The organism is Streptomyces sp. NPDC052225, assembly GCF_040679615.1.
Taxonomy (GTDB): Bacteria; Actinomycetota; Actinomycetes; order Streptomycetales; family Streptomycetaceae; genus Streptomyces.
Window position 1 is genome coordinate 114353 of the sequence record NZ_JBFAVD010000016.1, and the last position, 20043, is coordinate 134395.

Sequence of the window (20043 nt, forward strand, 5' to 3'; positions counted from 1 at the left end):
CCATGACCACCGCATCCGTCACCGCGGGCACGTCCCGCACCGACGCGCCGCCTCCCGACGAGCCGCGGATCGTGCCGGTCAGGCACTGGGGCCGCTGGATCGCCGCGCTCGCCGCCCTGGTGGCCGTCGCCGGCCTGATCGGGTCGCTCGCCCGCAACGCGAACCTGCACTGGGCCATCGTCGGCGACTACCTCTTCAAGGGGCTGATCTTCGACGGCCTGGTCACCACGCTGTGGCTGACCGCTGCCGCGATGACGCTGGGCCTCGTCCTGGGCACGCTGCTCGCCGTGCTGCGCCTGTCGCGGAACCCCGTCCTGTACGGGCTGTCGAGCCTGTTCGTCTGGATCTTCCGCGGGACGCCGCTGCTCGTCCAGATCATCTTCTGGGGATACGCGGCCGCCCTCTACAAGAAGGTGCTCATCGGTGTCCCGTTCACCGACATCACCTTCTTCAGCGGGGACACGAACTCCCTTCTCACCCCCTCGGTCGCCGCTCTCCTCGCACTGGGTCTGAACGAGGCCGCCTACGCGAGCGAGATCGTGCGCGCCGGCATCCAGTCGGTCGACCCCGGCCAGACCGAGGCCGCCCACTCCCTGGGCATGCGACCGGCCCTGACGATGCGGCGGATCGTCCTGCCGCAGGCGATGCGGGTGATCATCCCGCCGATGGGCAACGAGACGATCAACATGCTCAAGATGACCGCGCTGGTCTCCGTGATCGCGGCCCACGACCTGATGTCGAACATCCAGGACGTGTACGCGCAGAACTACCAGGTCATCCCCATGCTCATGGTCGCCAGCATCTGGTACCTGGCGCTGGTCAGCCTGCTGAGTCTGCCCCAGGCCTGGCTGGAGCGCCGCTACGGACGCGGCCGGTCCGACGGCCGCACCTCGCCGCTGGCCCGCTTGTTCACCGCGCACAAGACCGTGAAGGACCCCGCATGACCACCACCTCGCCTGCCGCCCCCGGCCCGACGCTCACGACCGTCGAGCCGATGGTGCGCGCGGAGGGCGTCCGCAAGAGTTTCGGCCGCCTGGAAGTCCTCAAGGGCATCGACCTGACCGTCGAGCCCGGTCAGGTGTGCTGCCTGCTCGGCCCTTCCGGATCAGGCAAGTCCACCTTCCTGCGCTGCGTCAACCACCTGGAGAAGATCGACGGCGGCCGGCTCACCGTGGGCGGCGTGCCCGTCGGATACCGCGAACAGGGCGGCCGCCTGCACGAGTTGCGGGAGCGTGAGGTGGCCCAGCACCGGCGTTCCATCGGCATGGTCTTCCAGCGCTTCAACCTCTTTCCGCATCTGACCGCTCTGGAGAACGTCACCGAGGCGCCCGTCCGCGTGGCCCGGCGGGCGCGGGCGCAGGCCCGCGAGGAGGCGATGGAGCTCCTCGACCGCGTCGGCCTCGCCGACCGGGCCGATCACCATCCCGCCCAGCTGTCCGGCGGCCAGCAGCAGCGCGTGGCCATCGCACGGGCACTGGCGATGAAGCCGCGTCTCATGCTCTTCGACGAGCCGACCTCCGCGCTGGACCCGGAGCTGGTGGGCGACGTCCTGGACGTCATGCGCTCGCTCGCCGAGGACGGCATGACCATGGTGGTCGTCACCCATGAGATCGGCTTCGCCCGCGAAGTGGCCGACACCGCGGTGTTCATGGACGACGGCGCGGTGGTGGAGGCGGGCAGCCCCCGCGATGTCCTCGACCGGCCCCGGCAGGAGCGCACCCGTGCCTTCCTGTCCAAGGTCCTGTGAGCGCCCCGGTCGCCGGCCGTCCCGCGACGGATCTGCTGCTGGCACACGCTCGCGAGGCACTGCCCCGCTATCTGAAGGACCTGGCCGCCCTCGTCGCCGTGGACTCCGGCTCGTACAGTGCCGACGGGGTGAACCGGGTCGCGGACTGGATCGAGGGACGGCTGTACCGTCACGGCTTCCGCGTCGATCGCCTCTCCGGCGGCACGCTGCCGACCGGGCAGCGGGCCGGAGACATTCTGGTGGGCCGTCGTACGGGGGCGCTCGCCCGGGTCGACTCCGGCCGCCGCATCCTGCTTGCAGGTCACATGGACACCGTGTTCGACGACGGGACGGCTGCCGCCCGCCCGTTCACCGTGCACGGGGATCGCGCGTACGGTCCCGGCGTCAGTGACGACAAGGGCGGAATCCTGGCCGGCCTGCACGCCATCGAGCTCCTCGACGGCCTCGGCTTCGACCAGTACGCCGAACTCGTCTTCCTGGCCACCCCCGACGAGGAGATCGGGTCCCCCGTCAGCCGCCCCGCGACGGAGGCCGAAGCGGCGCGGGCCGACTGTGCGCTGGCGCTGGAGTGCGCGCGGGAGAACGGTGACCTGGTCGTCGCCCGCAAGGGGGTGGCCGACCTGCGGGTGACGGTGACCGGGCGCGCGGCGCACGCGGGGATCGAACCCGAACGCGGCGCCCACGCCGCCCTGGCCGCGGCCCATCTCATCGTGGCCCTGCAAGCCCTCAACGGCCGGGTTCCGGGCGTGAGCGTCAACGTCGGTGTGGTGCGCGCGGGTTCGCGGCCCAACATCGTTCCGGCGGACGCCGAACTGTCGGTGGAGATCCGGTCGGCGAGCACCCGTGCCCTGCACGACTGCCGCGCCGCCGTCGAGGACCTCGTCCGCACACCGCTGGTCCCGGGCACCCGTGCGGCGGTCGAGGTCACCGACCTGTGCCCGCCCATGGAGAGCACGCCGCAGGCCGCCCACCTCGCCGAGACGGCGCTGCGCGCAGGCGACTCGCTGGGGCTGAGGTTCGGGACGACGGCGACGGGCGGAGTCGGGGACGCGAACATCATCGCCGGGACCGGAACACCCGTACTGGACGGTCTCGGGCCCGTCGGAGGAGGCGACCACAGCCCCCTGGAATGGCTGGACGTGTCGTCCGTCCCCGAGCGCGTCGCGCTGCTGGCCACGCTCATCGCCGACGTGGGAAACCGGCCCGGCGCACTGCCCCGGTGAGCAACGCACCAGTGCACGACGTCAGTTCATGAGCGCGACCCGACCTTCTCTGGGAGCACACCACGATGGGCATTCGCCTTCACCGCAGTTCAGCGCGCCGCGCCCTCGGCGCGGCCGCCGTCACCGTCTCACTCGTCATCGTCGGCGCGAGCCCGACAACCGCCGTGCCGTCCTCCGTCCCCCCGCACCACGGCAACGGGTCGCTGGTCCTGGTCGGCGGCGGCCTCAAGGAGGACAACACCCAGGTCTTCGGGGAGATCATCCGCCGGGCGGGCGGCGCCGGGCACGCGCGCATCGGCATCCTCACGGCGGGCTCGGTCCCCGCCAGCCAGGACCCCGACGCGAACGATCCCGACCGGTGCAGCAACTCCGCCTGCAACGGCGCGTACTACGCCGGTCTGTTCCGCCGTCACGGCGCCGCGGACGCCCAGTGGATCCCGGTGGACCTGGACCATCTCGCCAACGCCGACTCCGACGCGGTGGTCGCGCGGATCAACTCGATGTCGGGGTTCTTCTTCGGCGGCGGGGACCAGTACCGGTACGTCACCAGCCTGCTGCACGGCGAGCGGCACACCGACTCCAAGGTGCTCGCCGCGATCCGCGCCAAGCTGGCCGACGGCGCGGTCGTCTCCGGATCCAGCGCCGGCGCGCAGATCGCGTCCGGCCCCGACATGGTCACCGGCGGCGACTCCTACCCCGGGCTGCGCGACGGCAGCAGGCCCGGCTACTTCGACGACCCGACCGTCCTAGGCCATCTCCCCCGCGGCGGATTCGGGTTCCTGCGCTCCGGCCTGATCGACACCCACACCGGAACCACGGGACGTGAGGGCCGCGCGCTGCGCCTGGCCGCCGACACCGGACACGATCTCGTCTACGCGCTCGACGAGGACTCCGCCCTCGTCGTGGACCGCGCGGGCAGCACACGCGAGCGCGTGCGCGTCATCGGCAGCCAGGGGGTCAGCGTCCTGGACCTGTCCGGGGCCCACGCAGGCCAGGGGCCTGCGGGCTGGCACCTGCACAACGCCCGCTACACGTATCTGACGTCGGGCGACAGCTACATGCCCCGTACCGGCACCGTGGTCGCCCCCGACAAGCGTCGCCCGGAACCGACGACACACGAGGCGGTACCGCCCAACACCGACGTGTTCCACTCCCCCGACAATCCCGCCGGCACGCCCTACAGCCTGCGTGGCACAGCCCGAGCGCTGGCCGCCTCCACGCAGCGCACCGCCATGGCGACCACGTACGAGAACACGCCTCGCTTCACGGTGACGCTGACCGAGCCGCGTGGGTTTCGTGCGCTGAGTGCGGACGGCCGTACGCCGCAGACGCTTGTAGATCTTCGTCTGGACGTGGACGCGGGCTGAGCAGCGGCGTAGCGCAGCGCTAGAGTCTGCCTCCTCAACGTCCCGCAAAGGAACCGTTTCATGGCCCAGGGCACTCTCGCCGACCGCATCCGCCAGCAGCTGGGGGAACTCAGCCCAGCGGAGCGCCGGGTCGGCAGAGTGCTCCTGGCCGACTACCCCGCCGCCGGTTTCGAGACGGTGGCCGCCGTCGCCGAACGCGCCCGCGTCAGCGCACCCACGGTCCTCCGGTTCGTCGGCCGTTTCGGCTTCCGCGGTTTCCCCGACTTCCAGGCCGGACTGCGCACGGAGCTGGAGGAGCGCAGCGCCTCCCCCCTGTCCCTCTACGAAGCGGAGAACCGCGGCACACGCGAGCCGGCCGACGACGAGAGCCTGCTGGATCAGGGACGGCGGGTCTTCACGGCCGCGCTCGCGCAGACGTACGACGAGCTGCCGCCGCACGACCTGGAGCGTGCCCTTGAACTCCTCGGCGATCCCAAACGACGGATCACGCTCACAGGCGGCCGCTTCACCCACCACCTCGCCCAGTACCTGGCCCTGCATCTGATGCAACTGCGCGACGGCGTCTCCGTGCTGTCCGAGCGGGCCGTCGAACGCACCGCCGCCATGACGAGCTGGGGCAGGCGGGACGTCCTCGTCGTCTTCGACTACCGACGCTACGAGGCGGACAAGGCGGCGCTCGCCGAGCTTCTCCATGAACGCGGCGGCCGCGTCGTCCTGTTCACCGACGCCTGGCTGTCACCGGCCGCCGCTCACAGCGAGGTGGTGCTCGCCACCCAGGTGACCGCTCCGTCCCCGTACGACAGTCTCGTGCCGACCATGGCCGTGATCGAGACGGTGGTGGCCGGTCTGGTGCGGGCTCTGGGCGAGGAAGGGCACGCACGCCTGAAGGAGGGCGAGCGGCTCGCGCGGGCCACCGGCCTGCTGTAGCAGCGGCCCGCGACGGGCCGCGCTCAGGTCGTCGTCGAGTCTCCCCGGAACCAGGCCGGCCCCTCCTGCGTGGCCTGCTTGATGCGGAAGCTGCTGTGCTCCGACAGGGGCGGCAGCGCATCCAGGTCGAACCAGCCGACCTCGAGCGACTCGTCGTCGTTCACCCGGGCCTCGCCGCCGGTGGCCCGGCAGCGGAACGTGATGTCCATGAACTGGCACCGGTCGCCGTTCGGATACGTGATCGGCTCCAGCGCCTCGACGAGGACGACGCGCTCGGCGACGCACTCGACGCCGGTCTCCTCCTCGACCTCGCGCGTGGCGACGTCGGCGGGCTGCTCGCCGGGTTCGGCGATGCCGGCCGGGACCGCCCACTTGCCGGTGTCGGCGCGCCGGCCGAGCAGCACGCGCCCTTCGTCGTCGAAGACGACGGCGGTGACGCCCGGCAGGTAGAGCAGTTCGTGGCCCGCGGAGGCCCGGATCGTACGGATGAAGTCAGGGGTCGACATGTGCTCGACCCTATCCGTACGACCCGTCGGCCCGGCCGGTCAGCCGTCCGTGCGGCGCCCCGCGCGCGAGCGGGCGACGGCCCAGCCGAGCCCGCCGACACCGATGGCCACCAGGAGCACCTCGGGCCACACGCCGGCGCGCGTGGCGAGCGTGAGGGAGGTGCGCTTGGGGACGTCGGCGAGGAGCGTGTCGGCCTCGAACATGCCGGTCTTCTGGGCGACGGACCCGTCGGGCCTGATGACCGCGCTGACACCGCTGGTGACCGGGACCATCACGGCGCGGCCGTGCTCGACGGCGCGCACCCGGTCCATGGCGAGCTGCTGGTAGGTCATCTGGCTGCGCTCGAACGTCGCGTTGTTGCTCGGCACGGACAGGATCTGGGCGCCTTCTCGCACCTGGTCGCGGACGACGTCGTCGAACGCGGCCTCGTAGCAGGTGACGTTGCCGACCTTCGTCCCGTTCATGTCGAACACGACGGCCTTCTTCCCGGCGACGAAGCTGCCGGCCCGGTCGACGTCCTTGCTGAAGATCCGGAAGAAGCCGCGGTACGGCATGTACTCGCCGAACGGCTGGAGATGCCGCTTGTCGTACGTGGCGCCGGGCCCCGTCTTCGGGTCCCACAGGATGAGCCGGTTGCGGGGCGAGCCGTCCTTGGCCGTGACGACGGCGCCGACCGAGATCGGCGCGCCGACGGCTTCGGCGGCCTTCTGGATCTCGTCGTAGGCGTCCTGATTGACGTACGGGTCGATGTCGGAGGAGTTCTCCGGCCAGAGCACGAGTTCGGGCCGCTTCACCTCGCCGGCCTTGATCTTCGCGGCGAGCTTCATGGTCTCGCGCACGTGGTAGTCGAGGACGGCGCGGCGCTGGGCGTTGAAGTCGAGGCCCATGCGCGGCACGTTGCCCTGGATGAGCGCCACGCGCGCGGTGCCGTCCTGCGCGGCGTTCGACACCAGCGGCAGGGCGGCGAGGCCGGCCAGGACCGGGGCGACGGTGACGGCGGCCGCCGCGAGGACACCGCCGTCGCGCAGGACGCGTACGCCCTTGCTCTCCGCGTCCTTGCTCCGTACGTCCTTGAGACGCAGGGCCAGGGCTGCCAGGCCGAAGCCGCTCAGCACCACGGCGAAGCCGAGCAGCGGGGTGCCGCCGAGCGAGGCGAGCGGCAGGAAGACGCCGCTGGGCTGGCCGAACGCGACCTTGCCCCAGGGGAAGCCGCCGAACGGGAAGCGGGCGCGCAGCGCCTCGTCCGCGATCCACACACCGCTCGCCCACAGGGGCCAGAGCGGAAGCCGCGACACGTAGGCGATGCCCAGGCCGGCGAGGGACAGGACGAGCGCCTCGGCGACGGCGAGCGCCAGCCACGGCAGGGGGCCGACGTCGACGCCGGTCCACGACAGGAGCGGCACCAGATAGGCGAGGCCGAAGACGAGCCCGAGGCCGAATCCGGCGCGCATCCTGCGCCCGTACACGGCGACGCCGAACAGGGCGAAGGAGAGCGGTGCCAGCCAGGGCAGTTCGCGGGGCGGGAAGCTCAGGTACAGGAGCACTCCGGCAGCCGCCGCCAGGGCGACGGGCGCGAGCCGCCGCAGGTAGGAGGGGCGAACGGGCGGCGCGGCGGGCTCACCCGACGGGGCGACGGGAGGTGCGGTGGCGGTCACCCGGGGAGTGTACGGCGCGCCTCTGTCCCGGCGACATGCCGGTCGTCCGCCGCCGTTCCGCGCCGAGCAGCGAGGAACGGCGGCGCAGGCTCAGGCGCGGGCGGGGTCGGCAGCGGCCGACGTCGCGTCCGCGGCCTCGGCCGTGTCCGGCTTGCGCAGCGCCGGGATGAACGCGGCGACGGCGGCGGACACCAGGGCCACCCCGCAGCCGATCATCAGGCCCGTGCGGAAGCCGTCCTCGGAGGGGATGGTGTAGCCGCCCAGGGAGACCGTCATCTGGGCCAGCACGACGCCGATCACGGCGGAGCCGATCGTGGTGCCGAGCGAACGCATCAAGGTGTTGAAGCCGTTGGCCGCGGCGGTCTCCGACAGCGGCACCGAGCTCATGATCAGGGCGGGCATGGCACCGTAGGCGAGGGCGACACCGCTGTTGATGACGATGCCGGCGAGCATGATGCCCCAGGCGGTGCCCATCAGCGGGAGCGCGGCGGCGTAGCCGAGGGCGATCACGACGGCGCCGCCGATCAGCGCGGTCTTCGGGCCGCGGGCGTTGATCAACTTTCCGCCGAGCGGCGAGATGAGCATCATCATGACGCCGCCGGGCGCGATCCACAGGCCGGCCGCCAGCATCGACTGGCCGAGCCCGTAGCCGGTGGCCTCGGGGAACTGGAGCAGCTGCGGCGCGATCAGCATGAACGAGTACATGCCGACGCCGATGAGGATCGAGGCGGCGTTGGTGAACAGCACGCGCGGGCGGGCGGTGGTGCGCAGGTCGATCAGCGGGTCGCGGGTGCGCAGCTCCCAGAAGCCCCAGGCGAGCAGCGCCACGACGGCGAGGGCGAGCAGACCGAGCGTCGTGCCCGAGGTCCAGCCCCAGTCGGCGCCCTTGGAGATGGCGAGCAGCAGCGAGACGAGGCCGATGGCGAGGCCGACCGCGCCGACGGCGTCGAAGCGCTGTCCCTTGGCGCCGGCCGGGACGTCGGGCACGATCGCGAAGATCAGGACGCCGATGCCCAGGGCGAGCACCGCGGAGCCCCAGAACAGCACCCGCCAGTTCGCGTACTGCGCGACGGCGGCGGCTATCGGCAGGCCGATCGCGCCGCCGATGCCCATGGAAGCGCTGACCAGCGCGATGGAACCGCTGAGCTTCTCGGTGGGCACGACGTCGCGCAGCAGGGCGATGCCGAGCGGCACCATGCCCATCCCCATGCCCTGAAGACCTCGTCCGACGATCATCGGCACGACGGACGACGACAGCGCGCAGACCACGGAGCCGACGATGAGCGGCACGACGCAGATGAGCATGGTGCGGCGCTTGCCGATGAGGTCACCGAGGCGACCGGAGACGGGCACGCAGACGCCGGCGACGAGCAGGGTGACGGTGACCACCCAGGCCGCGTTCGACGACGAGGTGTCGAGGATCTGCGGCAGCTCGGCGATGAGCGGTGTCACCAGCGTCTGCATGATCGCTGCGACGGTGCCGGCGAGCGCGAGGGTGGCGACGATGCCGCCCGACCGGCCGCTCGACTGGGGGGCATCCATGACGGACTCCTCAATCTCTGAAGATGCACGGAACTCTGAAGACGTACGAGCTCTGAAGATGTGCGAAGGATGTGCATCATACATACTCTGTGCATCGCGCATATTTCCTGCGCCGAGAGGCCCTGGGATACGGTCGGGCCAGGAGGACGCACGCACATGGAAAAGCCATCGCACCTGGTCGAGTTCGAGCACATGGTGCTCGGCCGGCACCAGTTCAGCAGCACCAAGCGCCGCCATCACGAGGGCCGCATGGAGCGCAGCGCGTACATCATGCTGAGCCGCATCCGGGTGCAGGGTCCGATGTCGATCGGCCAGCTCAGCGAGGCGTTCTCGCTCGACGCCTCCACCCTCAACCGGCAGACGGCGAGCGCCGTGAAGGCCGGGCTCCTGGAGCGGATCCCGGACCCCGAGGGCGGGATGGCCCGCAAGTTCCGGCTGACCGAGCAGGGTGAGCGGGAGCTGGACGACGAGCGCGCGGCCCACGTCAGGGACCTGGACCTGGTCTTCGAGGACTGGTCGGCCGACGACGTGAAGACGTTCGCGCGGTACTTGCAGCGCTTCAACACGAGCGTGGAGCGCCTGAGCGGCCAGCCCTGGCCGCGCTCCTGACCTGTCAGCTGGGCGGCGGCGTTCCCCGCGAAGGCCGAGAGTTCAGCAGGAGCCCGTCGCCGGCGAGGCGGACCGTGCCGGCACGGGACAAGCCCACGGTCCGGGCCTCCAGCGGCCGTTCCCGGACGCCCTGCCGCAGGACGCCCAGGGCCAGACCTCCGGGCTGCTCGGCTCTCTGACGCTCCAGGGCGTCGCAGCGATACTCACGGCCGGCTGGATTCTCACCTGGCGCCCGTCCACGTACCGCCCAGGGAAGGTTCGCACCGCATGATCGAGCAACTCGCCAAGGACAACCTGCACGGCAGACTGCGGCGCGACCGCGAGGCCCTGCTCTGGAAACTCGACGGGCTGTCCGAGTACGACGCCCGCCGGCCGCTGGCGCGACCGGGACGAGCCTCCTCGGCCTGGTCAAACACGTGGCCACCGTCGAGGCCAGGTACTTCGGCGAGGTCTTCGGCCGCCCGTCCCCGGAGCCGCTGCCCCGGTGGCAGGACTCCGACGGCAGCGATCTGTGGGCGGCCGAGGACGAGACCCGGGACCAGGTCATCGCCTTCTACCTGCGTACGTGGAAGCACTCCGACGCGACGATCGACGCGCTCGCCCTCGATGCCCCCGGCCACGTGCCGTGGTGGCGGGAGCCGGCCCCCAACACCCATCTGTTCGCCGTCCTGACCCATGTCCTCGGCGAGACCGTCCGGCACGCCGGGCACGCCGACATCCTCCGCGAGGGCCTCGACGGGCGGACCGGACTGCGCTCCGAGCACGAGCAGCCGATCGACGAGGAAGCCCGTGCGGCCCACTGGGCGAAGATCGAGCGGGCCGCCCGGTCCGCCGCGGCTCGGTAGCGGTCCGCGCGTCAGGGCACGAGCATCGCGTCCTGCTCGACCAGCGGCTGACCGTCGTGCCAGGGCAGCGCCTCGCCGAAGCGGACCAACTCGCCGTACAGCGCCGGGTCCACGCCCTCGGCGAAGATCAGGTCGAGGACCGCCTCGGCGGCCTGCGCGGGCGACTGGGCGCCACTGAAGTCGCTGAACCACGGGCGCGAGGTGGCCGTGTCGACCATGCCGGGGCAGACGGACGCGACGAGCGTGCCGTCGGCGAGGTCCCGGGCGCGGCGCTCGGCGGCGACGGCTCGTACGGCGGCGACCTGGGCGACCTTCGAGGGCACGTTCAGCCACACAGGCCAGCCCGCCTCCGCGGCGGTCTTGTGGTGGATGGCGCTGCGCCACGACTCGACGGCGTACTCGACCTGGTCGAGGCTCGCGCCGTCGAAGAGGTGGTGCAGGCGGCCGTCGAGGTGGCCGAGAGTGCCCAGGCCGCTGGCGACGACGAGCAGCCGGCCGCCGGGGCGCAGCACCGGGCCGAAGGAGCGCAGGATCGCGTGCGTGGCGGTGTTGGAGACGTCGATGAACTCGTCGGCGCGGGCGGCCTGCGACTCGTCCGGCAGCACGCGGGTGACGGCGTTCGAGAGGACGATGTCGACGCCGCCGTGCCGGGCCCGCAGCTCCTCGGCGAGGTGGGCGACGGCGTCGGTGTCGGTGACGTCGAGGACCCGCCCTTCGACGCGGGCGCGGGTGGCGGGCAGTCCGGCGACCTCGCGGGCGGCGTCGGCCACCCGCTCGGCGCTGCGCCCGGTGAGCAGGACCAGGTCCTGCGGGGCCAAACGGGCCGCGAGCCCCTCGACGAAGGCCCGGCCGAGTCCCTGGTTGGCGCCCGTGACGAGGGCGATACGTGAAGTGGTCATGGCTCCACGGTAGGAACCCGAGATCCATGCGTCCAACGAAAGTTCGGCACGCATGGTATGCGTAAACGTCATGGACTTCACCGATGTGTCACTGACCGCGCTGCGCGTCCTGCGCGCCGTGGCCGAGCAGGGGACGTTCACCGCGGCCGCGGCCTCGCTCGGCTACACGCAGTCCGCGGTCTCCCGCCAGATCGCCGCGATCGAGCGGGCGGCCGGCACGGAACTCCTCGAACGGCGGCGCGACGGAGCCCGGCTCACCCCCGCGGGCCGGGTCGTCATGCGGCGCGCGGCGATCGTCCTCGACGAGATCGACGCGACCGCCAGGGAACTCTCCGGCCTGCCCGAACAGACGGGGACGGTCCGTCTGGGCTGGATGCCGAGCGCCGGCGCCGTGCTGCTGCCGCGCACGCTGGCCGCCCTGCGCGCCAGCGACCCCGGCCTCGAGGTCGTCACCCGTGAGGGCGGCACCCCGGCCCTGGTCCGCGCGCTGCGGGCGGGCAGTCTGGACCTGGCGCTGCTCGCCTCCGCGCCACCGTTTCGCGCACCCGACGCCGAGTCGCCGCCGCTGGTCCTGCGGACCCTCGTCGAACGCCCCCTGCTTCTCGCGCTCCCCACCGGCCATCCCCTGGCACACGGCGCGTACGTGGACGTCGCCGACCTGCGCGGACAGCGCTGGATCGCCGCGCCCTCGTCCGGCGAGGACAAGCTGATGGGCGTGTGGCCCGGCCTGGACGAGCGGCCGGAGATCGCGCACACCGCCCGCGACTGGCTGGCCAAGCTCCAGCTCGTCGCCGCGGGCTGCGGCCTGACCACCGTCTCCGCCTCGCTCGTCGCCGCGGCGCCGCCCGGGGTGCGCATCCTGCCCGTCCGCGGCGGCCCGCAGGAACAGCGGCGGCTGCTCCTGGCCCGCCTGCCCGGGCCGCCGTCCCAGGCGGTGACGCGCGTGGCCGCCGCCCTGCGCGCGACGGCGCTCGACGCCGAGGCTCCGGTGGAGCCCGCCTGACCGTGGAGGCAGGGCTGCCGCGGCCGGCGCGTCCTGCGTGGAAACGTTCCTGCGCAACTGCGGCACAAACCGTCGCACCAGCCGTTACCGTGTGGCCGAGTCCCCGACGCTGAGAACCAGCCATCGTGTGCGGGGCCCGTCAATGTCGGGGGGCGACGGGGTGGGAGTGACGGGGGGCAGACGGCGGCGCGGTCTTTCCGACGCCGCGGGGATCGCCGTGCTCGGCGCGTGCGCCGGCTGGTGTCTGATCACGGCCACCGCGCGGGCGGGCCGCCCCGAAGGCGTCCTGCTCGCGGTCCTGGCGGTCGCCGCCGGATACGCGTGCGGGCGGATCGGCGGGGCGCTCGTGCCGGTCGCCGCGTCCGGCGCGGTCGGCGTCGGCGGGCTGTGTCTTGTACTCGTCCTTCCGCACGCCGTGCCCGCGCCCGACACGATCTCCCCGCTCGGCCGGGCCGGGGCCACCGCGGCGCTGCTCGCCCTGTCGACCGGCGCGCTGTGCTGCGCCGCGTGGTCGGCCTCGCGCAGGGCCGTGCGGATCGCGCTGCATTGCGCGGCGGCCGGAGCCGTGGTGGTCGCCGCCGCCGTCGGTTCGGGGGCCGGGGCCGCCGCCTGCGCCGGCGTCGTCCTGTGCTCGCTCGCCACGGCCCGGATGCGCCGCAGGGCGCTCGGGCTCGCGGGCCTGGGGTTCGCCACGGCCCTGGTCGCGGGGCTCGGTGTCGCGCTCGCCAAGGGCATCCTGCCGACCGGCCTGACCGCCTCCCTCGAGGGGCAACTCACCCCGCACCGCGTCCTGTTGTGGCGCGACGCGCTGCACCTGGCCGAGCGCGACCCAGCGCTCGGCTCGGGTCCGGGCAGCTTCGAGCAGCTGAGCCCGACCGTCGCGCAGTCCCCCCTGCCCGACGGCAGACCGCACTCCGCCGTCCTCCAAATGGCCGCGGAACAGGGCGTGTTCGGCGTCGTCCTGCTCGCGGCCGCCTACTGCTGGCTGTTGTACGCGCTGTGGCGTTCGGCCCGCTCGACCCCGGTGGTGCTCGCCGCGGGCGCCGCCCTGACGTCGGTGGCCGCGATGGCCGCGGCCGGCAACGCGCTGAGCTTCACGACCGTGACGGCGGGCGTCGGCCTACTGGCGGGCATCGCCACCGCGGAGCCGCTCCAGGACGACCCGCCGCACGACGAAGCGGCCGCCCCGGTGGGTGTCCGGGACGGCCGCGACTGAGCGTTCGTCTTCGAGCGTACGGTCCGTCTCAGAGGACGGGGCCGGCGGCGGTCGGCTTGAGGCGGTCGCGGATGTGCCGCACCGCGCTCTCCGCGTCGTCCACGGTCACCGTGAACTTGCGGCCGTCACCGAGGCTGAGGACCACGCCCTCACCGCGCCGCACCACCACGGCCGTGCCGATCTCGGGACGCCAGCGGTAGCCCCAGCCGCCCCACTGCCGGGGCGTGACCCGGGGCGCGAAGTCGGCGTCGACGACATGGGCGAGCGGGATGCGCCGGCGCGGCAGCCCCACGTGCCCGCAGCGCACCTCCAGATGGTCCTTGTCGACCTTCACCGAGACGTGCAGGAACGCGAGGGTGCCGAAAAGGATCATCAGGCCCACGGCGATCAGCCCCACCACCGACATGGCCAGGGCGGCGATACCCGTCGCCCAGGAGTTGTCGACGGCCAGCTCGATGCCCAGGGCCAGGCAGGCGAAGCCGCCCATGGCCAGGAGCCACTGCACACGGTTGTGCGCGCGGCCGGTCCAGATGTCGCTCGGGTGGGCGGAAGTGCGTCGCCCGGGGTGCTCGTCGGCGGCGTGTTCCCTCATGCATACGAGCGTACTCAGGTTCCGGGGCGAAGGCACCGGCTCGCGGAGCGTGACTGCTCCGGACCGGTGGCCCCGCTCACCCGGCGTGGCTGACGGCCTGCAACGAGCGGCCTTCCGCATACGTCAGGGCGGCCTGCGGAAGCGATTCCTCCCGGCCGCTGAGGATCACGGTGAGGGTGCCGCGCGCGTCCGGCACCGGCTGCGGGCGCTCACCGATGCGGCGCAGGGCCTGCGCGGCGACGGCGCCGGCGCTGCCGTGCAGCACCACCGGGGCGGCACCGGGCTGCTGCACCGCCGCACGGATGCGCTCGCCGACCAGCTCGTAGTGCGTGCAGCCGAGGACGACGGCCCGTACGTCACGGGGGGTGAGGGCGGCCGCGGCGGCGATGGCCCGGTCGATGCCGTCCTCGTCCGCCCACTGCACGGCGTCGGCGAGGCCGGGGCAGGGCACCTCGGTGACCTCGACACCGGCCGCGAAGTCGCGGATGAGGGTGCGCTGATAGGGGCTGCCGGTGGTGGCGGGCGTGGCCCAGATCGCGAGGGGGCCGCCGGCGGAGGCCGCGGGCTTGATCGCGGGGACGGTGCCGATGACGGGGATCGACGGTTCGAGCCGGGCGCGGACGGCGGGCAGTGCGTGCACCGACGCCGTGTTGCACGCGATGATCAGGGCGTCCGGGCCGTGCGCGGCGGCGGCCTCGCAGACGGCGAGGGCGCGCTCGGTGATGTCCTGCGGGGTGCGCGGTCCCCACGGCAGGCCGTCGGGGTCCGAGGAGAGCACGAGATCGGCGTCCGGCCGCAGGGTCCGTACCGCGGTGGCCGCCGCGAGCAGTCCGATTCCCGAGTCCATGAGCGCGATCTTCACCCCGAAACCATAGACGATCGGTCCGACAGGACGGCGTGCGTGGGGCAGACTGCGGCGGATGGACGTCGTTGTGTGGATCACCGCGGCCTCGCTCGCCGCATGGCTGTGGCTGCTGCTCTGCCAGGGGTTCTTCTGGCGCACCGACCTGCGCCTGCCGCCCCGTACCGACCCCGCCGTGTGGCCCGACGTGTGCATCGTGGTGCCGGCCCGCGACGAGGCCGCCGTGCTGCCCGAGAGCCTGCCGTCGCTGCTCGCGCAGGAGTACCCGGGCCGGGCGGAGATCTTCCTGGTGGACGACGGCAGTTCGGACGGCACGGGCGAGGTGGCGCGCGCCCTGGCCGAGCGGTGCGGCGGACTCCCCCTGACGATCGACTCGCCCGGTGAGCCGCCCGCCGGCTGGACCGGGAAGCTGTGGGCGGTGCGGCACGGCATCGAGCTGGCACGCGCGCGCGAGCCCGAGTTCCTGCTCCTCACCGACGCGGACATCGCCCACGAGCCGGACAGCCTGAGGGAGTTGGTGGCGTCGGCCCGGACCGGCGGCTTCGATCTGGTCTCCCAGATGGCCCGGCTGCGGGTGGCGAGCGCCTGGGAGCGGCTCGTGGTCCCCGCGTTCGTCTACTTCTTCGCGCAGCTGTACCCCTTCCGCCGGATCGCGAAGAAGAACTCACGGACGGCCGCGGCGGCGGGCGGCTGCGTCCTGCTGCGCGCCGAAGCGGCCCGGCGGGCCGATGTCCCGGACGCCATCCGGCAGGCGGTCATCGACGACGTGTCGCTCGCGCGCGCGGTGAAGCGCTCGGGCGGCCGCATCTGGCTGGGTCTCGCCGAGCACGTCGACAGCGTGCGCCCCTATCCGCGCCTCGCCGACCTGTGGCGCATGGTCTCCCGCAGCGCCTACGCGCAGTTGCGGCACAACCCACTGGTGCTGCTCGCGACCGTGCTCGGACTCTCTCTGGTCTATCTGGTGCCGCCCGCCGCCCTGCTGGCCGGCCTCGCCACGGACAGTGCCCCGCTCGCGCTGCTCGGCGGGTCGGCCTGGGCGGTGATGGCGGGGACGTACATCCCGATGCTGCGCTACTACCGGCAGACCCTGTGGCTGGCGCCGCTGCTGCCCTTCACCGCCTTCCTGTACCTGCTGATGACGGTCGATTCCGCGGTGCAGCACTACAGGGGCCGGGGCGCGGCATGGAAGGGGCGCACGTACGCACGTCCCGACGCCACGCCCGAACAGCGCTGAACCGCCGCCCGCGGAGCGCTACTTGCGGCCCGGCGTCCAGTTCATGCCCCAGCCGTAGGCGTGGTCCACGGTGCGCTGCGGGCTGACGCCGCGCTCGGGCACGAGGTAGCGGGCCTCGCGCTGCACCGTGAGGTCGCCGCCGTCGTGGGTGATCAGCGCGAGCGCGCACACCGTCGAGGGGACGGTGCACTCGTCCAGGGAGAAGTCGATCGCCGCCCCGTTCTGCGGTTGCAGGGTGACCGTCGCATGGAGGTCGGCGAAACTCCGCGCGCCTTCGTAGATCGTCACGAAGATGAGGATGCGCCGGAACGCGTCCTTGTGGTCGAGGTTCACGGTGAGGTTCTCGCCGCTGGCGACGGCACCGCTGCGGTCGTCGCCGTCGAGATGGATGTACGGGGGCTGGTGCAGCGCCCCGAAGGCGTTGCCCAGCGCCTGGACGACTCCCTTGCGGCCGTCGGCCAGTTCGTACAGGGCGCACAGGTCGAGGTCGAGATCGCGGTGCATCGCGGTGGCCCGCCCGCGCTTGCTGCCCCACCCGCTGAACTGTTTGCGCACCTCCCAGTTGAGGTTCACGCGCAGCGCACCGGAGGTGCCGCCCTGCTTGGCCAGGGACACCGTGGGCGCCGACTTCGTCAGCGTCACCTTGGTCAGGCGCACGGGCTCGGCGACCCGCGCGGGCGCCGCCACGGGCGCCGGAGCGGACGGCGCGTGCTGCGGTTCGTCGACCGTGATCCCGTAGTCGGTTGCGAGCCCTTCGAGGCCGCTGTCGTAGCCCTGCCCGACGGCGCGGAACTTCCATGCACCCTGTCGCCGGTACAGCTCGCCGAGCACGAAGGCGGTCTCCACGGTGGCGTCGGCGCTGTCGTACCGGGCGATCTCCGCGCCGGTGGCCGCGTCGACGACCCGGACGTACAGACCGGGCACCTGACCGAAGGCCCCGCCGTCCGCCGACGCCGCGAGGACGACCCTTTCGATCACCGGTTCCACGCGGGCGAGATCGACGACGAGACAGTCGGTGACGGCGCCGTCCGCTGTGCGCTTGCCTTCGTGGCGCACCGCCTCTGACGTGTGCACGGGCTGGTTGTAGAAGACGAAGTCCGCGTCGGAACGGACCTTTCCGGAAGCGAGCAGAAGCGCCGAGGCATCGGCGTCGGGGACTCCTGGTCCCGAACGCCAACCCAATTCGACGCGCACCGCCGGAGCCGGCACCGCGACATTGGATCCCTTGGCCATGCTCATGTCCGCCCCCAGGCTTCGCCGTTGTTCTCCGCCTTCCCGGCGGATCCCGTCAACCTATTCCCCGACCCCACGACGGCCCCAGAGCCGCGACCGAAGATCACTGGCCAACCGCCGGTAACCCGTCGGGAGCGCGGCTTTTACACGAATACAACGCGACACGACGACCGTTTTTCCCAAGTTCGCTCGCATTGGGGACACACAGTCACGCCCGACACGCAAAAGAACCCTCTTATCGGTCTCCCCAACGACCACATCGTGGGCTTAACTTATGTGCCATGACCTCCCCCCGCTCCACCTATGGCGGCGGTTACTACTCCGCGCCGTCCTTCCCGGACACTCCGATCTACGACTCCCTCGTCGCAGAGCGGGGCACGCCCCAGATCGCCCCGATCCGGGTTCCCTCCGCGTACGACACCGGCAGCCACCTGCCCGCGCTGCCGGCCGCACTGCCCGCGCTCCCCGCCGCCCCCTCGCCGCAGTACGGCTACGCATCGCAGCAGCCCGCCGCGATGCAGGCCGCGCCGACGGCCTACATCCCGCAGCAGGCGGCCGCGCCCCGCGGCTACCCCGGCCCGCAGGCCCAGCAGCAGCGTCAGGCCCCCGGTACCGGCTACGAAGCGATGCGCCCCGCCGCGCCCCGGCCGGCCCCGGCGCCGTACGAGGATCCGTACAACCGCCAGCAGTACCGGGGTTACTGACCGCGCACGGGGCTGTCACTGCCTGCTGGCAGGATGGCCCCATGTCGCATCCCGTGCTCAGTTCGATCCACGTCCACCCGCTCAAGGCGGTCCGGGGGCACGCGCCTCACGAGGCGGTCGTGGAGCCGTGGGGACTCGCCGGTGACCGCCGCTGGGTGCTGGTCGACGCCGCGAGCAAGATCGTCACGCAACGCCCGCATCCACGCCTTGCGTTGGCCGCCGCCGAGCAACTGCCCGGCGGCGGTATTCGTGTGTCCGCGCCCGGCATGAAGCCGCTGACCGTCGAAGTGCCCGAGCCGGGCGCGACGGCCACCATCGAGGTCTGGAAGGACAAGGTCGAGGCGGTGCCCGCCGACGACGCGGCGCACGCCTGGTGGAGCGCGTACCTGGAGTCCGAGATACGCCTGATGCACCTCGACGACCCGGCGACCCGGCGCCCCATCGACCCGCAGTACGGCCGCCCCGGCGAGACGGTGAGCTTCGCCGACGGCTATCCGCTGCTGCTCACGACCCTCTCGTCGCTCGATGCCCTCAACTCCCTGATCGCACAAGGCGATCACGCCGACGAGGGGCCGCTGCCCATGAACCGTTTTAGGCCGAATGTGGTCGTGGCCGGCACCGCACCGTGGGCGGAGGACGACTGGTCGCGCCTCACCATCGGCGAGGTCGCGTTCCGTGTCGCCAAGAAGAGCGGCCGCTGCGTGGTGACCACGACCGACCAGGTGACCGCGGAGCGCGGCAAGGAACCGCTGCGCACCCTCGCCCGCCACCGGCGCTTCGGTGACCAGCTCTGTTTCGGGACGAACCTGGTGCCCGAGTCGGCCGGAACCGTCCGCATCGGCGACCCGATCACGATCCTCGAATAACCGTCACCCGTAAGAGCCTGTCTTTGAACCCCCGTCGTCCGCCCGGAGGGCCGGCGCAGCGGCGTTCGGTGCGTGCGCTCCGCGTGCGGCGTCGCAGGTCATGCGGCGGAGCTACCTGTCGTGTGGTGCCGCACGCCGAGCGTGCGTGCCGGGCGTCGGGGCTCAGGCGGGGGTTCGAAGACGGGCTCTCAGGGGAACCCGGCAGCCGCACACGCTCGTTGAGCGACAATGACAGTGGCGGAAGCCATCGGTGTCCGGGCGCGGGGCCGGCGTCGTCGAGCGGGGTGACATCGCTCTCTCTTCTCCCCGCCCGCGCGTGGGCACCGTCGTACCGGGTTATGACGGGAGCGGAAGGGGGTGCAGGCCGTGCGTGCGATGTTCGGGCTCTGGCGTTGGCGGCACAATCCGCTGCGCCGCGGGACCGACCTTGCGGAGGCGTGGGTCGCACTGGTCGCGCTGATCCTCATCGTCGTGGCCGCACCGGTCCTCGGGATCGTCGCGGGCTCGCTCTCCCGTGACGCCCTGTACCGCTCCGTGGCCGAGCAGCACGAGCGGCGTCACGAGATCACGGCGACCGTCGTGCGGAAGGTGGCGCAGCCGCCGCTCGACCCCGACCCCGAGACCTCGACCGCGCGGGACGCCCACAGCCGGGTGATCGCCACCTGGACGGCGCCGGACGGGTCGGCCCACCGCGACCGCGTCCTCGCCGGCCTGAAGACCCCGCACGCGGGCGACACGTTCCCGCTGTGGACCGACGACCAAGGCCGGGTCGTGGGCCGCCCCCTCGACCGGGCGACCGCGGCGACGCACGCCGTGCTGGCCGGATTCGGCGCGGCCGTCGTCGTGACCGGCCTGGTCGAGGGCACGCGCCGCCTGGTCGTCTGGCGCATGGTCAAGCGCCGCTACGCACGCTGGGACCGCGCCTGGGACATCGCCGGTCCCGACTGGGGCAGGACCGGCACGGGCAGCTGACGGGCTCTCCGCTCTGGTCAACTGCCGTGCTCCGCGCACG

At 72.5% G+C, this 20043-nt stretch carries 19 protein-coding genes and 1 pseudogene; 13 read left to right on the plus strand and 7 right to left on the minus strand.

Annotated elements, in window-relative coordinates; translation table 11 throughout:
• Window positions 1–2: 2 nt before the first annotated feature.
• The 5 genes from AB0L37_RS23310 to AB0L37_RS23330 all read left to right on the plus strand — a co-directional run bounded on the left by AB0L37_RS23310 (window position 3) and on the right by AB0L37_RS23330 (window position 5264).
• Complete coding sequence (locus AB0L37_RS23310; protein ID WP_365508584.1) at window positions 3–944, plus strand: amino acid ABC transporter permease; 942 nt, start codon at window positions 3–5, stop codon at window positions 942–944.
• Between the two features lie 50 nt (window positions 945–994).
• Window positions 995–1747, plus strand: coding sequence for an amino acid ABC transporter ATP-binding protein (locus AB0L37_RS23315; protein WP_365508760.1), 753 nt, complete (start codon window positions 995–997; stop codon window positions 1745–1747).
• Window positions 1744–2970 carry a M20 family metallopeptidase gene (locus AB0L37_RS23320; RefSeq protein ID WP_365508587.1) on the plus strand — a complete coding sequence of 409 codons (1227 nt, stop codon included), beginning with the start codon at window positions 1744–1746 and terminating at the stop codon, window positions 2968–2970. Before AB0L37_RS23315 ends, AB0L37_RS23320 begins: the two co-directional genes overlap by 4 nt.
• A 65-nt stretch (window positions 2971–3035) precedes the next feature.
• Window positions 3036–4337 (plus strand): cyanophycinase, encoded by a 1302-nt coding sequence (locus tag AB0L37_RS23325; RefSeq protein ID WP_365508589.1) that lies wholly within the window; start codon window positions 3036–3038, stop codon window positions 4335–4337.
• 60 nt (window positions 4338–4397) lie between these two features.
• A complete protein-coding gene (locus tag AB0L37_RS23330; RefSeq protein WP_365508592.1) occupies window positions 4398–5264 on the plus strand; it encodes a MurR/RpiR family transcriptional regulator in 867 nt (288 codons plus the stop codon).
• Between the two features lie 23 nt (window positions 5265–5287).
• Here AB0L37_RS23330 and AB0L37_RS23335 read toward each other — a convergent pair whose 3' ends face one another.
• The 3 genes from AB0L37_RS23335 to AB0L37_RS23345 all read right to left on the minus strand — a co-directional run bounded on the left by AB0L37_RS23335 (window position 5288) and on the right by AB0L37_RS23345 (window position 8968).
• Window positions 5288–5770, minus strand: coding sequence for an NUDIX domain-containing protein (locus AB0L37_RS23335; protein WP_365508595.1), 483 nt, complete (start codon window positions 5768–5770; stop codon window positions 5288–5290).
• Window positions 5771–5809: 39 nt separating this feature from the next.
• Window positions 5810–7426: an apolipoprotein N-acyltransferase gene (gene lnt / locus AB0L37_RS23340; protein ID WP_365508598.1), complete on the minus strand. Its 1617-nt coding sequence runs from the start codon at window positions 7424–7426 to the stop codon at window positions 5810–5812.
• 90 nt (window positions 7427–7516) lie between these two features.
• Window positions 7517–8968: an MFS transporter gene (locus AB0L37_RS23345; protein WP_365508601.1), complete on the minus strand. Its 1452-nt coding sequence runs from the start codon at window positions 8966–8968 to the stop codon at window positions 7517–7519.
• Between the two features lie 156 nt (window positions 8969–9124).
• On the opposite strand from AB0L37_RS23345, the gene AB0L37_RS23350 reads away from it, so the two are divergent.
• A complete protein-coding gene (locus AB0L37_RS23350; protein WP_365508604.1) occupies window positions 9125–9577 on the plus strand; it encodes a MarR family transcriptional regulator in 453 nt (150 codons plus the stop codon).
• A 267-nt stretch (window positions 9578–9844) separates the two neighbouring features.
• Window positions 9845–10422 (plus strand): annotated as a pseudogene (locus AB0L37_RS23355) (DinB family protein).
• A gap of 11 nt (window positions 10423–10433) precedes the next feature.
• Here AB0L37_RS23355 and AB0L37_RS23360 read toward each other — a convergent pair.
• Window positions 10434–11321 (minus strand): SDR family NAD(P)-dependent oxidoreductase, encoded by an 888-nt coding sequence (locus AB0L37_RS23360; RefSeq protein ID WP_365508606.1) that lies wholly within the window; start codon window positions 11319–11321, stop codon window positions 10434–10436.
• A gap of 70 nt (window positions 11322–11391) precedes the next feature.
• Between AB0L37_RS23360 and AB0L37_RS23365 the strand changes: the two genes are divergently transcribed.
• Window positions 11392–12324 (plus strand): LysR family transcriptional regulator, encoded by a 933-nt coding sequence (locus AB0L37_RS23365; RefSeq protein ID WP_365508609.1) that lies wholly within the window; start codon window positions 11392–11394, stop codon window positions 12322–12324.
• 166 nt (window positions 12325–12490) lie between these two features.
• Complete coding sequence (locus AB0L37_RS23370) at window positions 12491–13540, plus strand: O-antigen ligase family protein (protein WP_365508612.1); 1050 nt, start codon at window positions 12491–12493, stop codon at window positions 13538–13540.
• Window positions 13541–13568: 28 nt separating this feature from the next.
• On the opposite strand, the gene AB0L37_RS23375 is transcribed toward AB0L37_RS23370, so the two are convergent.
• Both AB0L37_RS23375 and AB0L37_RS23380 read right to left on the minus strand, forming a co-directional pair.
• Window positions 13569–14132 (minus strand): hypothetical protein, encoded by a 564-nt coding sequence (locus AB0L37_RS23375; protein WP_365508615.1) that lies wholly within the window; start codon window positions 14130–14132, stop codon window positions 13569–13571.
• Between the two features lie 76 nt (window positions 14133–14208).
• Window positions 14209–14994: an aspartate/glutamate racemase family protein gene (locus AB0L37_RS23380; RefSeq protein WP_365508618.1), complete on the minus strand. Its 786-nt coding sequence runs from the start codon at window positions 14992–14994 to the stop codon at window positions 14209–14211.
• 58 nt (window positions 14995–15052) lie between these two features.
• Here AB0L37_RS23380 and AB0L37_RS23385 point away from each other — a divergent pair, with 58 nt between their 5' ends.
• Window positions 15053–16228, plus strand: coding sequence for a glycosyltransferase (locus tag AB0L37_RS23385; protein WP_365508620.1), 1176 nt, complete (start codon window positions 15053–15055; stop codon window positions 16226–16228).
• 18 nt (window positions 16229–16246) lie between these two features.
• Here AB0L37_RS23385 and AB0L37_RS23390 read toward each other — a convergent pair whose 3' ends face one another.
• Window positions 16247–17461: a TerD family protein gene (locus tag AB0L37_RS23390; RefSeq protein ID WP_365508623.1), complete on the minus strand. Its 1215-nt coding sequence runs from the start codon at window positions 17459–17461 to the stop codon at window positions 16247–16249.
• 281 nt (window positions 17462–17742) lie between these two features.
• On the opposite strand from AB0L37_RS23390, the gene AB0L37_RS23395 reads away from it, so the two are divergent.
• The 3 genes from AB0L37_RS23395 (at window position 17743) to AB0L37_RS23405 (ending at window position 20003) form a co-directional block, all read left to right on the plus strand.
• Window positions 17743–18165, plus strand: coding sequence for a DUF6643 family protein (locus AB0L37_RS23395; RefSeq protein ID WP_365508626.1), 423 nt, complete (start codon window positions 17743–17745; stop codon window positions 18163–18165).
• A 41-nt stretch (window positions 18166–18206) separates the two neighbouring features.
• Window positions 18207–19031, plus strand: coding sequence for an MOSC N-terminal beta barrel domain-containing protein (locus tag AB0L37_RS23400; RefSeq protein ID WP_365508629.1), 825 nt, complete (start codon window positions 18207–18209; stop codon window positions 19029–19031).
• Between the two features lie 375 nt (window positions 19032–19406).
• A complete protein-coding gene (locus AB0L37_RS23405; RefSeq protein ID WP_365508762.1) occupies window positions 19407–20003 on the plus strand; it encodes a hypothetical protein in 597 nt (198 codons plus the stop codon).
• Window positions 20004–20043: the final 40 nt, after the last annotated feature.

Coding starts and splice junctions, on each gene's coding strand:
- AB0L37_RS23310 (WP_365508584.1), top strand. CDS start 3: ATGACCACCGCATCCGTCACCGCGGGCACGTCCCGCACCGACGCGCCG.
- AB0L37_RS23315 (WP_365508760.1), top strand. CDS start 995: ATGGTGCGCGCGGAGGGCGTCCGCAAGAGTTTCGGCCGCCTGGAAGTC.
- AB0L37_RS23325 (WP_365508589.1), top strand. CDS start 3,036: ATGGGCATTCGCCTTCACCGCAGTTCAGCGCGCCGCGCCCTCGGCGCG.
- AB0L37_RS23330 (WP_365508592.1), top strand. CDS start 4,398: ATGGCCCAGGGCACTCTCGCCGACCGCATCCGCCAGCAGCTGGGGGAA.
- AB0L37_RS23335 (WP_365508595.1), bottom strand. CDS start 5,770: ATGTCGACCCCTGACTTCATCCGTACGATCCGGGCCTCCGCGGGCCAC.
- AB0L37_RS23345 (WP_365508601.1), bottom strand. CDS start 8,968: ATGGATGCCCCCCAGTCGAGCGGCCGGTCGGGCGGCATCGTCGCCACC.
- AB0L37_RS23350 (WP_365508604.1), top strand. CDS start 9,125: ATGGAAAAGCCATCGCACCTGGTCGAGTTCGAGCACATGGTGCTCGGC.
- AB0L37_RS23360 (WP_365508606.1), bottom strand. CDS start 11,321: ATGACCACTTCACGTATCGCCCTCGTCACGGGCGCCAACCAGGGACTC.
- AB0L37_RS23365 (WP_365508609.1), top strand. CDS start 11,392: ATGGACTTCACCGATGTGTCACTGACCGCGCTGCGCGTCCTGCGCGCC.
- AB0L37_RS23375 (WP_365508615.1), bottom strand. CDS start 14,132: ATGAGGGAACACGCCGCCGACGAGCACCCCGGGCGACGCACTTCCGCC.
- AB0L37_RS23385 (WP_365508620.1), top strand. CDS start 15,053: ATGGACGTCGTTGTGTGGATCACCGCGGCCTCGCTCGCCGCATGGCTG.
- AB0L37_RS23390 (WP_365508623.1), bottom strand. CDS start 17,461: ATGGCCAAGGGATCCAATGTCGCGGTGCCGGCTCCGGCGGTGCGCGTC.
- AB0L37_RS23395 (WP_365508626.1), top strand. CDS start 17,743: ATGACCTCCCCCCGCTCCACCTATGGCGGCGGTTACTACTCCGCGCCG.
- AB0L37_RS23400 (WP_365508629.1), top strand. CDS start 18,207: ATGTCGCATCCCGTGCTCAGTTCGATCCACGTCCACCCGCTCAAGGCG.
- AB0L37_RS23405 (WP_365508762.1), top strand. CDS start 19,407: ATGTTCGGGCTCTGGCGTTGGCGGCACAATCCGCTGCGCCGCGGGACC.